The organism is Pedobacter sp. KBW06 (assembly GCF_003852525.1).
In the GTDB taxonomy this organism is placed as follows: domain Bacteria; phylum Bacteroidota; class Bacteroidia; order Sphingobacteriales; family Sphingobacteriaceae; genus Pedobacter.
This window is the reverse complement of sequence record NZ_QAJL01000003.1, coordinates 755,762-767,520: the sequence shown is the minus strand read 5'-3', so window position 1 is coordinate 767,520 and position 11,759 is coordinate 755,762. Positions and strand designations below refer to the sequence as shown.

Sequence of the window (11,759 nt, the reverse complement as noted above, 5' to 3'; positions counted from 1 at the left end):
CCAAATATCTGCGCTCCTGTACTTTTTATTTCATACGGTATCCGGATTGGTATATTTGTTTAAGAATTATGGAAAAGCAAGGGAAAAATAAGCTTCAGATTAGTCTTTATTGGAAGTGTCAGCTCATCGGCTGGTCGCTGACTTCCTTTTATTGGCTGATCCCTGCCGCGTTAAGCAGCAAATTTTTCAGTCCTTTGGCGGGGCTGATTCATTTTGTGTTTGACGTGCTGATCGGGATAGGGCTGACTCATGTTTACCGCAATGTATCGAAAAAGTACAAATGGAATCAGCTCCAGACGGGCCAGCTGATCTGGCGGATTGTTCCGGCAGTTGTGCTGATGGCCATGTTATACATGATCTTAATCTGCGCTAAAATTTCCCTGATCAACGATTATTTTTTCCTGGTCAATGGAGTTAACATAGAGAAATCACTTCCCGAAATGTTCGCTGCATACCGGCAGTTTTTATCGTATAACGGGCTCACTGTTTTCATGACGGGCCTTCGCCTGATCTCCATCTGGGTTTTGGCCTATCACCTTTACTTATATGCGCAAAGGGAGATCCAGGCCACAAAAGAGAATGCCCGTCTTGTACTGGCTGCGAAAGAAGTGCAGCTGACCAACCTGTCTGCACAACTCAATCCACACTTTTTATTCAACTCTTTAAACAACATCAAAGCATTGGTGATCGATAATCCCAAAGCTGCAAGAAGGGGAATTGATCTTTTATCGGAACTCTTAAGGACCTCGCTTTACCGGAACCAGGAACTGTTGATTTCCATAAAAGATGAACTCAGCCTGGTCAATGATTACCTGGAGCTGGAAAAACTCAGGTTTGGGGAAAGGATGGAAAGTCAGATCGAACTGGATCCGAAACTGGCAGAAATTCTTATCCCACCACTCTCTATCCATACGTTGGTTGAAAATGCGATTAAGCATGGTATTGCAAGGGAAAAAAATGGTGGAACAATCCGGATAAGGATCAATGAAAGTGAGGGGGAACTCCGGATTAGTGTTTTAAATCCGGGAATGCTGGACCCTCAAAATGGAAGGAAAGGATTGGGCCTTCGGAACCTGGAAGAACGGCTAAACCTTCAGTATGAAGGGAAAGCAAGCGTTGCATTGATGCCTTTAGACCATGATATTGTATTGGCCACCATCTTAATTCCTTTAACATGAAAACAATGACTGTGCTGATTATCGATGATGAACGATCTGCAAGGGAAGAGGTTAAACGGGCTTTATCGGCTTACCCCTCATTTGAAATTGTAGGGGAAGCACAAAATGCAGACGAAGCAAGACAGGAAATTCAGCTTAAAAAACCGGACCTGATTTTCCTGGACATCCAGATGCCGGGAGAATCCGGATTTGAATTGCTGGCTTCCTTAAGCGAAGTGCCGGAAGTGATCTTTACCACCGCCTTCGATCAGTATGCAGTGAAAGCTTTTGAGATCAATGCACTGGATTACCTGATGAAGCCGATTCGAGATGAACGTTTCGCTATGGCCATAGCGAGGGTCACGGAAAAAGGGAAAAAGCAGGAAGCCGAAAAGCCGACTTTACCCGTAAACCGGACCATTTTTATCAAAGATGGGGAACGCTGCTATTTTGTGAAATTAACGGAGGTTTATCTGATAGAATCTATGGACAACTATGCCAGGCTTTATTTTGGCGACCAGAAAGCATTCTTAAAAACCTCTCTGAACCAGCTGACTGAAAAACTGGATGAAACGGTGTTTTTCAGGATCAGCAGAACCCATATCGTAAACCTGAATTACATTAGGGAGATCTTTTCAATGCCTAAAGGAAAGCTCCGGATTGCTTTGAAAAGCGGTGAGCTGCTGGATGTATCCGATAGGCAATCTGTCAAATTTAAACTGATCAATGGGGTTTAATCCGCCCTCGAAACTATAAATTTTATTGTATTAAGATGAAAACAACAATCCATTTAATTTTGGTTTGCATGGGGCTTTTTGCCCATGCTTTCGCGCAGCAGCCTAAGCCTGCTGTTGAGATTATCGCAGGCGGAACCGCTGCTCAAGGGTATGACATTCAGGATAGTGTCCTGATCAAAACAAGGGAAGGGATGCAGCTTTCGGCCATGGTGGTCCGAAAAAAAGGAGCTGGAAAGCCACAGCCTGCGGCTTTGTTTTTTACCATTTATGCCAATCATGATGGCAACCTTGCAGAGGCAAAACGTTCTGCTGATCATGGTTATATCGGTGTGGTGGTAAATTCAAGGGGGAAAGCCCTGAGTCCGGACGAGATCAATCCTTATGAAAAGGAATCTACAGATGTGAATGGGGCAGTAGATTGGGCCAGTAAACACCCCTGGACTGATGGCCGGGTAGCGATATATGGTGGCAGTTATTCCGGGTTTTCGGCATGGGCGGCTACAAAACACCTGCACCCTGCATTAAAAACAATCGTTCCCTACGTGGCGGCTATTCCTGGTTTTGGCCTGCCAATGGAGAATAATGTTTTTCTCAACGCCAATTATGGCTGGGGTTTTTATGTCAGCAATAATAAATACCTGGATGAACACCTTTACTATGATCAGCAACATTGGAGAAATATGCAGTTCAACTGGTACAACAGCGGGGTTGCTTACCGTAAAATTGACAGCATTGAAGGGCGGCCAAATCCCTTGCTGCAACGCTGGATTCAACACCCTTCCTATGATCAATACTGGCAGGATATGGTGCCATGGCAGGAGGAATTTGCGAAAATAAATATTCCGGTCTTGTCGGTTACCGGCTATTACGACGATGGGCAGATCTCGGCGCTGCGTTATTTTAAGGAACATTATAAATACAATAAACAGGCCGATCACTACCTCATCATCGGCCCTTACGATCATTTTGGCGCACAAAAAGGAGGCGTTCCAATTTTGCGGGATTATAAGGTCGATCAAATCGCTTTGATCAATACCGCCCAGATCACTTACGACTGGTTGGATTACGTGCTGAAAGCGGGGCCTAAGCCCGCATTGTTAAAGGATAAAATTAATTATCAGGTTATGGGCGCAAACCGATGGAAACATGCCCCGTCCATAGAAAAAATGAGCAATCAGGTCCTCCGGCTTTACCTGAGCACTGAAAAGTCGGGAGAAAACCAGTTGCTCCTCCCTAAAAAACCAGGTCAGCCGGCTTTCTCCCCCCAGAAGGTAGATCTTGCAGACCGGCAGCACAGTAACAACAACAATTATTATCCTTACCCTATTGTTGGTAACGAACTGGACAGGAGTACAGGTCTCTATTTTATCTCGGCCCCTTTTGATGAACAGGTTTCTATAGATGGAATCTGGAGCGGAATCCTGAAGGCAGGTATCAATAAGAAAGACATGGATATCGGTATGACCTTGTTTGAAGTCATGCCAAACGGAGAACGCTTTCATTTGTCGTACTTTTTAGGAAGGGCGAGCTATGCGAAAGACATGACCCGCAGGAGCCTGCTGAAAGAAGGGACAATCAACAGCATTCCTTTCTCAAGCACCCGCATGTTTAGCCGTTATTTAAGCAAAGGAAGTCGTTTGCTCCTGGTACTTGACATCAATAAAAACCCCTTTGCCCAGATCAATTACGGTACGGGCAGGGACGTCAGCGACGAAAGCATCGCTGATGCAAAGGTTCCTTTAAATATCAAATGGTACAACGATAGTTACATCGATATTCCAGTCTGGAAGTATTAACTGTCCTTGATCTTCAGGTGGTCCTGAACCTGGTCCAACAGGGCTTGTATGCTTTCTATCGGAAAATCGCCCCTTTTTCCATAAGTGATCAGCCGGAGGTATTCTCCCAAAACCAGGCTCTGTCCATACTTGGATTTGGACCAGAGCTGCCGGTTGACCGGGAATTCCGGCTGATCCGATGGCAAGGGAAAAGGAATACAATATAATTTCACCTCAGGGAAGAACCGTTTTAAGGATAAAGCGGCCCTGGTAGAAGCATAGGAATGAGAAATGAAAGTCATGCTTTTTACCTGATCAAAAGCAAATACTTTTCTGGCTTCTGTGACATTTTCAAGAGTGTTTTTAGACGCTACTTCCAGGACAATCTCTTTGTCGGAATATTTCTTTTGAGGAATAAAAGAGAAAATACTTTCTGATTCCGGTTTGTGGTGGTAATAGGAGCCTCCAAAGTTGGCCACACCACCGGTAATTAATACTTTATTGACAACGCCGGTGTCGAGCAGGTCACAGATCAGGTCTGCAATTTCTTTGTGTTTCACATTGGAGCCGAAAACAAAAAGAAGGTCTGAAGGAATGATGTCTTCTTTTTGAAAACAAAGGTCGGTTAATACCGATATCAATTGGGGGTCCATAACTGGACAATGTGGGGTTTTTAAAATCTCCCGGTGTAGTTCATCTGGTTCCATATCCTGAATAATTGGTGCGTCAATATGACAAAGGATACCCCCTCCCTATTCCATTTAATGCCTATAAAAATGATTTGTCCCTACAAATTTTGAGTTCCCCCGAACTCCATGTTAATATAACCATGTTTAACTAAATAAACAAGGCCGCTGCCCATTTCTTTCTTGTAGCTTAAAGCTTATTCCTATTGCCATTCAATATCGTCAGATCCGACGAAGGTTCGGTCATTTTTTTTGTTCATTATTGAACCGGAATATTCGTCCATAAATATTAATAACAAATTGCTATATTTCTTATCACATGTCAAGACGGCTTCATAACTTTATGGAGTACCTTTATACTGCATTAAAGGATTAATAAAGGAGGATAATAAAATGCAATGGATCATCGCTGTCTGGATCTCCAGACAATTTAAAAAGGTATAAAATGAATAAGTACATGCTCTTTCCTGCTTTATTGCTTTGGGGTCTGGGACTTCAGGCTCAGGACTCCCTGAAAATCAGGATCTACCCGGATTATGATAAAGTAGGTAAATTTCATCGTTTCCTCTTTGGAGAAAATTACAGAAAAGAATATGCACAGGAAACCAGGGTTCCCGTAATCCGTCTATCACAGATTAAAGGAGGGTTAACACCGATAAAAAGAGGAGGGGGAAACCAAACCCATTCTTTACGCCTGGAAGATAAACAAGGAAAAGAATGGGTACTGAGAACGGTTGAGAAATATCCGGAGGTGCTTTTACCTGCAGAACTCAGACAGACTTTTGCAAAAGACATCATTAAAGACAACATGTCAGCACAGCAACCTTTCTCTGCATTGGTGGTCCCTGTTTTTGCAGATGCTGCAGGAATTCCACACAGCAATCCCATGATCGGATGGGTGGTTCCGGACGAAGTGCTTGGAGAATATGCGGAAGTCTTCGAAAATAGCTTATGCCTTTTGGAAGAAAGAGAGCCAGCAGGTGATACGGACAATACCGAGAAAATGCTGAAGAAGTTAAATGACCATAACGAAAACAGTGTAAATGCGCCTTTGTTGTTAAAGGCAAAAGCTTTAGATGCACTGCTTGGCGACTGGGACCGACATGAAGACCAGTGGAGATGGATTCCTCAGAAAACAGATACCGGTTTAAAATATATCGTGGTCCCAAGAGACCGTGATCAGGTGTTCTATTTATCGCAGGGGCTGATCCCTAAATTTGCACAGGCCTCCTGGTTATTGCCAATGATTCAGGGATATGAACGAAACCTGCAAAATATCAACTGGTTTTTCTGGGAAGGAAGAAGTACCTATAACCGGATTTTCGGACAGATTGACGAAGCACAATGGAATGCAATTGTAAAAGAATTCTGTGCGGCGATGACCGATGAGGTTTTTGAAAAGGCTTTGAAAAGATTACCGGAGCCTGGTTATTCGCTTCGCCATGACCAGTTGCTTGCCCAACTGAAAGAAAGAAGAACAAAGCTGCCCGAAATGATGAACACCTATTATCATTTTATCAATAGAATTGTTGACATCCAGGGAAGTAATAAAAACGAGCTGGTCAATGTGACGGACAATGGGGAAAAGGGGCTGACCGTTACCATGCATAAGCTGGCTAAAGATGGAAAACTGAAAGATTTGTTTTTCAGCCGTTCATATGATCCCAAAGTGACGAAAGAAATCCGTTTGTATGTGAGGGATGGAAATGATAGCCTGACCCTCAACAACAAAAGCTCGGATATTAAACTTCGCATCGTCAATGGGGAAGGGAATAAACATTATAACATCTTAAATTCGAAACGCCGCGTTCCATTTTATGGAATGGAAGAAGGCCTTAGCTATTCGGGAGCGGAATCGAGATTGAGCAAACACATCAGCAATGATACCAATAATACCCATTATGTAGCCACAGACCTGTACACGAGAAAAATGACCCTGCTCAATGCCGGTTTTAATGCAGACGACGGGCTTTCTCTGGGACTTTCTTTTAAAATGATGAGCCCGGGCTTCAGAAAGCTGCCTTTTGGAAATATCCACTCTTTTTCCTTCCTGCATTCTTTTAAAAGTAATGCTTTTAGCTTCAGGTACTCCGGCGAATGGTTCCAGGCATTAGGCAAAGCAGACATCGTTTTACAGGCAACTGCCTTTGCACCTGAAAATTCTCAGAACTTCTTCGGCCTTGGAAACGAAAGCCCTTACCGTAAAGATGGGGAGCACATTAAATATTACAGGGCGAGGTTCAGCTTGTATGAACTGGATCCCGCATTGCGATGGAGGGTCAATAAGAATGTCTGGACTTTTGGCCCTTCGTTTCAATATTACCGCTTCAACAAACACGACAATGCAGACCGCTTTATCAGCAACAGCAACCTGCTGCATTCACCTGACAGCGCAATCATTGACGAAGATAAGTTATATGCCGGTTTGGCGCTGGGCTTTACCCGGAACACCAGGAATAATGATGTATTGCCTTCATCAGGTAATTTTATTGAAGCAAAGTTACGCGGTTATACCGGCTTGAACAGTGCTGCGGAGTCTTCCGTACAGCTTCAGGCAAGTTATGCTTTCTATCACCGGATCGGCGGGGGCAAACGCTTTGTCCTGACCGATAGGCTGGGCGGCGGCCTGACCTTTGGCAAACAAGCCTTCTACCAGTCGAACTTTCTTGGCGGACAAGGCAATATGCTCGGTTTCCGTTCCTTCCGTTATGGCGGACAACACATGTTGTACAATAACCTGGAGCTAAGGGCAAAAGTGGCGAACATTGGCGGTTATATTTTGCCTGGTCAATTCGGCCTGACGGCCTTCTTTGATACAGGAAGGGTCTGGGAAAAGAACGATCAGTCGGATGTCTGGCATTACAGTTATGGGGGAGGCCTTTACTATGCGCCGGCCATTCTAACCGTCATCCAGGCGCAATTGGCACATTCAAAAGAGGGATATTACCCTTATATAACGATGAAATTCAGGTACTAAGGAAATTATATTTTATGAAATAACTGAATTGCAATTATTTATAATTACATTTGTACTTTAATTATAATAAAAAATACAATGCAAGAAGGAGTAGTAAAATTTTTTAATGAAACTAAAGGTTTCGGATTCATCGTTCCAAACTCGGGCGAAAGTGAAATCTTTGTTCATTCAACTGGCTTATTAGCCGACATCCGTGAGAACGATAAAGTTTCTTATGATGTTGAAGAAGGCCGTAAAGGTCTTAATGCAGTAAATGTTAAGGTGATTTAAATTTCCTCAATATAAATTGTGAAAACTGCCTTTTTTAAAAAGGCAGTTTTTTTTTGTCCTTTATTTTCCCTCATTACACTTGAGGGAAGGATACAGAAAGATGCATGTAATCCTCTTAATATGCATCAAGCAGGCTTATTTCGATTTAAGCTTCGCAATTACAGGCAGCTTTGCCAGTCCTTTCGTGGAAGAGAGGAACATTTGTTCGGCCATTTTCTGATCATGCCCATAAATGTCGTCCCGGAAGTTTAAATGTCCGTTCTGATCTACCCAGGCCGTGAAATAAGTAATGAATACCGGAACTGGTTTTTTCATCCCCACCCAAACCTCTTTTGTAGACTTCATCGCCTTTGCGATTCTCTCTGTTGTCCATTGTGGCTGATCTGTTAAAAGATATTCGGCCAGTTTTACCGGTTGCGACAAACGGATACAACCATGGCTAAATGCCCGCTTCTCTTCTGCGAAGAGTGATTTTGCCGGGGTATCATGGAAATAAATGTCGTAACTGTTTGGGAAGAGGAACTTTACCCGGCCCAAAGAGTTGTTGTCTCCGGGCTTTTGACGAACCTGAGGCAGGCCGTTACTGTTTCCGGTCTGTTCCATATTTTTACTCGCCAGGTAATTGCGGTTTCTTTTCATGGCGGGAAGTACTTCTGCTTTTACGATGCTAGCAGGAACATTCCAGTAAGGGCTGAATACAATATTCCTCAGCTTATTGCTGAAGATCACCGTTTTATTGGCCGCTTTACCAACCACAATCCCCATGCTCAGGGCGATTTCTTTATCTTCAAAAACGTGCAGCTGATAGTCAGGGATATTGACAAGGATCCGTCTTCCGGCCGGCATTGCCGGCATCCAGCGCATACGTTCCAGGTTGATGAGCAATTTTTCTATCCGTTGCTGCACAGGGACGTTCAGTTCCTTGATCAGTGAGGCGTCGATGTTTCCGGTGGCGCGGTATCCAAACTGCTGCTGTGCCTGTTTTACGGCTGTTTTTAAGGCCAGGTCAAACTCAGGCAGGGTATCACTTAAAGTGCTGTCTCCAAGTTCCATGAACCGTTGTCTGACGAGTCTCACCGTAAGACCGGTATCTCCGGATTTATACTTTTTCTGCTTTCCCAGTGTGATTTTTCCCCAGTCCCCTTTTTTCTGCAGGGTATAATAGCGGAGCAGTTCCTTTTTAAGGAGTTTATATTGCTGGTTTACAGGTTCCCAGTCGTCGATTTTAGTGTTTTTATTTGCCATCAGGGAATCCAGAAGTACAGCAGCACTCAGTTTCTTTCTGGGAATATGCCATTGGATCACTTCAGGATCTACTTTTCCGGCATAAGCATTGGCTACGTAATTGAAAAAATGCCGGGTCAGCTGCAGGTCCAGGCTCGCAAGGCTGCTGTCTGCCTTTTTGAAAATGGTATCCTGTTTCATCAGCAATTCCATCTTTTGATATAAACCGGAGTCCAGCATAGAGCTGTCCTGAAAATCGGCAACATAATCCTTGTTCAGCGTATAGAAAACCCTGGCCTGCTCTGTTAACCCTTTTTCCCCGACCCAGGCAAACTGAAAATTCCGGCTGTTGTAAAAGTTTCTCAGGTATTGTGCGGCACTGTCTCCGAGCTGCTGACCGGAGATATAGCGTTCCATCTGCATACTGTCCAGTTCCAGCCTGGTCACGGCATTCTTTGGCGTAATGGTAATGTCTCTCTCTACTTTAGGTATTTTCTTTCTGTTGCAGGCTACAAATGCAATGGGAACGATGAGGAATAACAAAAGCCATTTTTTCATATCACAGCAGTTTTTCTAATTGTTTTTCTGTTTGTTTATCAATTGTGAGCAGAAATTCGTCGATCCTGATCTTTAATAACTTGGTCATATTGGCTGTTGGCATTCTTTTCAGAATCATCTTTGCTTTATCACTGCTGTTCTGGTAAGTGCCTTCCTGCTCATTGAAGAATAAGGTACCTTGTTTAAATACACGCTCCTGACCTAAAAGGTCGTCTTTCATCGAAATAAACTGAAGCGGGTAGATTCTATGGGTTTTCTTTTCGTAAAGAATCCAGAAAAATACTTTGGAAAGATCTGTTTCAAAGTCAAAATTACGTCGTTTAATTTCGACGAGGGAGTTATAAGGGGTATTGAAGAAATATAGTATTTCAAATGTTTCGGACATATTTCTGGGAAATAGCTTTAAGGTAAATTGATTCCAGGCGAATATAGCTTTAAATATTCGGTCTTAAAATCGGATGTCTTCTGTTTTTATTTGTAATAATTTTCATTCCTTTACAATTTCAAACAAAACAGTAACAAAACCAAAGATGAGCGAAGAATTTTATCTTCATATTTTTAATAAACAAAAGGGTGTGGAAGCGGTTCCTTCCAACCAGGTGGTGGCTTCATGGGCCATTAACCTGATGGATCTGATTTACCCGGAACGCTCCACTGCTACGAAATATACCATTGCCGAAATTCAGGGGTTGTTTTCAGGACTGGAAAGAGAACTGACGCAAATTTTAAATGCCACAAAGGCTTGTAATAACTGTAACAATGAATCGGTTTCCAGGGCTTTTTTTAAAGGCCTTCCGGAGTTGTACCGTAAAATGAATACCGATATCGCCTCCATATTAAGTGGAGATCCGGCCGCAAAAAGTGAATTTGAAATCATTCGTACTTATCCGGGTTTCATGGCAATTTCCATGTATCGCATTGCAAATGTCCTGCAGAAATCGGATGTCCCTTTGATTCCCAGGATTCTGACGGAATATGCCCATTCCCAAACCGGAATAGACATTCATCCCGGAGCAGAAATCGGAGAGTATTTATACATAGATCATGGGACAGGAATCGTGATCGGAGAGACCACTGTGATCGGAGACCATGTTAAATTATATCAGGGGGTTACTTTAGGAGCCCTGAGTGTAGAAAAATACATGGCCAATACCAAACGTCATCCTACGATAGAAGACCATGTGATCATCTATTCCGGAGCAACGATCCTGGGAGGAGAAACCATTATCGGCGACAATTCCATCATCGGCGGAAACGTATGGCTGACCAAAAGTGTGCCTCCGCATTCTACAGTCTACCACCAGTCGGCCATTAAAGTGATTGAAACAAAACATAAAGATTAATTATGGGAAATATTATAGAATTCGTCGGAAATACCCCTTTAGTAGAGATTCAGAAGTTACATTCCAATCCTGATGTTAAGATTTATGCGAAGCTGGAAGGCAACAACCCCGGTGGAAGTGTGAAAGACAGGGCCGCTTTAAACATGATCCGTTCTGCAATGGAGCGTGGTGATGTTAAAAAAGGAACAAAGCTGATTGAAGCGACGAGTGGAAATACGGGAATCGCACTGGCGATGATTGCCAGCATCTATGACCTGGAAATTGAACTGGTAATGCCTTCAAATTCTACGCGGGAACGCACCTTGACGATGGAAGCCTATGGTGCAAAGGTGACGCTGCTGGAGTCTATAGAGGTTTGCCGTGACTATGCCGAAGAAAAAGGAACGCATGAAGGATATTTCCTTTTGAATCAGTTTGCAAACCCGGACAATTACCTGGCACACTATAAAACCACAGGTCCGGAGATCTGGAGGGATACCGATCAGAAAATCACCCATTTCGTGAGTTCTATGGGAACTACAGGAAGTATCATGGGCAATTCCATGTTTCTGAAAGAACAAAATACGGAGATTCAGATCGTCGGTTGTCAGCCTACAGAAGAATCTTCAATTCCGGGAATCCGCAGGTGGCCAATTGAATACCTTCCTAAAATATTTGATCCTTCAAGGGTAGACCGTGTGATGGATGTTTCCCAAAAGGAAGCGACAGAAATGACACGCAGACTGGCAAAAGAAGAAGGCATTTTTGCCGGAATGAGCAGTGGTGGTGCATTGGCCTGTGCGCTGAAACTGGCATCAGAGCTGAGTTCCGGGGTGATTGTATTCATTGCCTGTGATAGGGGAGACCGCTACCTGAGCAGTGAACTGTTCGGCTAGCCGGTTCAGAAATTAAGATTGGGCAGCGAGTCCTCACTCCCTATGTGTTGAATTACAATTCCCTCTCTCAAAAATTATAATTACTGCCCAATCTTATTTGTTTCTAAAATTAAGCCATCCCTTGTGATGTTTAATATTAGGAAGACCACATATTGAT

At 43.4% G+C, this 11,759-nt stretch carries 10 protein-coding genes; 7 read left to right on the top strand and 3 right to left on the bottom strand.

Annotated elements, in window-relative coordinates:
• Positions 1-68: 68 nt before the first annotated feature.
• Genes DBR43_RS18020 through DBR43_RS18010 form a run of 3 tightly spaced genes read left to right on the top strand, consistent with a single transcriptional unit; the run spans position 69 to position 3,690 of the window.
• Positions 69-1,178: a sensor histidine kinase gene (locus tag DBR43_RS18020; protein WP_124583289.1), complete on the top strand. Its 1,110-nt coding sequence runs from the start codon at positions 69-71 to the stop codon at positions 1,176-1,178.
• Entirely contained in the window at positions 1,175-1,894 is a 720-nt protein-coding gene (locus DBR43_RS18015) for a LytR/AlgR family response regulator transcription factor (protein WP_199757088.1), read from the top strand. The genes DBR43_RS18020 and DBR43_RS18015 overlap by 4 nt, the downstream gene beginning before the upstream one ends.
• Positions 1,895-1,929: 35 nt before the next feature.
• On the top strand, positions 1,930-3,690 hold the full coding sequence (locus tag DBR43_RS18010) for a CocE/NonD family hydrolase (RefSeq protein WP_124583287.1): 1,761 nt from the start codon (positions 1,930-1,932) through the stop codon (positions 3,688-3,690).
• On the opposite strand, the gene DBR43_RS18005 is transcribed toward DBR43_RS18010, so the two are convergent.
• Positions 3,687-4,376 (bottom strand): YdcF family protein, encoded by a 690-nt coding sequence (locus DBR43_RS18005; RefSeq protein WP_124583285.1) that lies wholly within the window; start codon positions 4,374-4,376, stop codon positions 3,687-3,689. The two genes, DBR43_RS18010 and DBR43_RS18005, sit on opposite strands and share 4 nt — an antisense overlap.
• A 424-nt stretch (positions 4,377-4,800) precedes the next feature.
• Between DBR43_RS18005 and DBR43_RS18000 the strand changes: the two genes are divergently transcribed.
• Together DBR43_RS18000 and DBR43_RS17995 are read left to right on the top strand one after the other, a co-directional pair.
• The gene (locus DBR43_RS18000) at positions 4,801-7,332 is read left to right on the top strand and encodes a BamA/TamA family outer membrane protein (protein ID WP_124583282.1); all 2,532 of its coding nucleotides are present in this window, start codon (positions 4,801-4,803) and stop codon (positions 7,330-7,332) included.
• A 78-nt stretch (positions 7,333-7,410) separates the two neighbouring features.
• Positions 7,411-7,602 carry a cold-shock protein gene (locus DBR43_RS17995; RefSeq protein WP_062549601.1) on the top strand — a complete coding sequence of 64 codons (192 nt, stop codon included), beginning with the start codon at positions 7,411-7,413 and terminating at the stop codon, positions 7,600-7,602.
• 135 nt (positions 7,603-7,737) lie between these two features.
• On the opposite strand, the gene DBR43_RS17990 is transcribed toward DBR43_RS17995, so the two are convergent.
• Together DBR43_RS17990 and DBR43_RS17985 are read right to left on the bottom strand one after the other, a co-directional pair.
• On the bottom strand, positions 7,738-9,384 hold the full coding sequence (locus tag DBR43_RS17990) for a murein L,D-transpeptidase (RefSeq protein WP_124583280.1): 1,647 nt from the start codon (positions 9,382-9,384) through the stop codon (positions 7,738-7,740).
• A gap of 1 nt (position 9,385) precedes the next feature.
• On the bottom strand, positions 9,386-9,769 hold the full coding sequence (locus DBR43_RS17985; protein ID WP_124583278.1) for a hypothetical protein: 384 nt from the start codon (positions 9,767-9,769) through the stop codon (positions 9,386-9,388).
• Between the two features lie 145 nt (positions 9,770-9,914).
• Between DBR43_RS17985 and epsC the strand changes: the two genes are divergently transcribed.
• On the top strand, positions 9,915-10,727 hold the full coding sequence (epsC, locus tag DBR43_RS17980; RefSeq protein ID WP_124583276.1) for a serine O-acetyltransferase EpsC: 813 nt from the start codon (positions 9,915-9,917) through the stop codon (positions 10,725-10,727).
• A gap of 2 nt (positions 10,728-10,729) precedes the next feature.
• Positions 10,730-11,602, top strand: coding sequence for a cysteine synthase CysM (gene cysM, locus DBR43_RS17975; RefSeq protein WP_124583274.1), 873 nt, complete (start codon positions 10,730-10,732; stop codon positions 11,600-11,602).
• Positions 11,603-11,759: the final 157 nt, after the last annotated feature.

Bases quoted from the DNA above. Each gene is read 5' to 3' on its own strand.
- epsC (WP_124583276.1), top strand. From the start codon at position 9,915: ATGAGCGAAGAATTTTATCTTCATATTTTTAATAAACAAAAGGGTGTG.
- DBR43_RS17990 (WP_124583280.1), bottom strand. From the start codon at position 9,384: ATGAAAAAATGGCTTTTGTTATTCCTCATCGTTCCCATTGCATTTGTA.
- DBR43_RS17985 (WP_124583278.1), bottom strand. From the start codon at position 9,769: ATGTCCGAAACATTTGAAATACTATATTTCTTCAATACCCCTTATAAC.
- DBR43_RS18020 (WP_124583289.1), top strand. From the start codon at position 69: ATGGAAAAGCAAGGGAAAAATAAGCTTCAGATTAGTCTTTATTGGAAG.
- DBR43_RS18005 (WP_124583285.1), bottom strand. From the start codon at position 4,376: ATGGAACCAGATGAACTACACCGGGAGATTTTAAAAACCCCACATTGT.
- DBR43_RS18000 (WP_124583282.1), top strand. From the start codon at position 4,801: ATGAATAAGTACATGCTCTTTCCTGCTTTATTGCTTTGGGGTCTGGGA.
- DBR43_RS18015 (WP_199757088.1), top strand. From the start codon at position 1,175: ATGAAAACAATGACTGTGCTGATTATCGATGATGAACGATCTGCAAGG.
- DBR43_RS18010 (WP_124583287.1), top strand. From the start codon at position 1,930: ATGAAAACAACAATCCATTTAATTTTGGTTTGCATGGGGCTTTTTGCC.
- DBR43_RS17995 (WP_062549601.1), top strand. From the start codon at position 7,411: ATGCAAGAAGGAGTAGTAAAATTTTTTAATGAAACTAAAGGTTTCGGA.
- cysM (WP_124583274.1), top strand. From the start codon at position 10,730: ATGGGAAATATTATAGAATTCGTCGGAAATACCCCTTTAGTAGAGATT.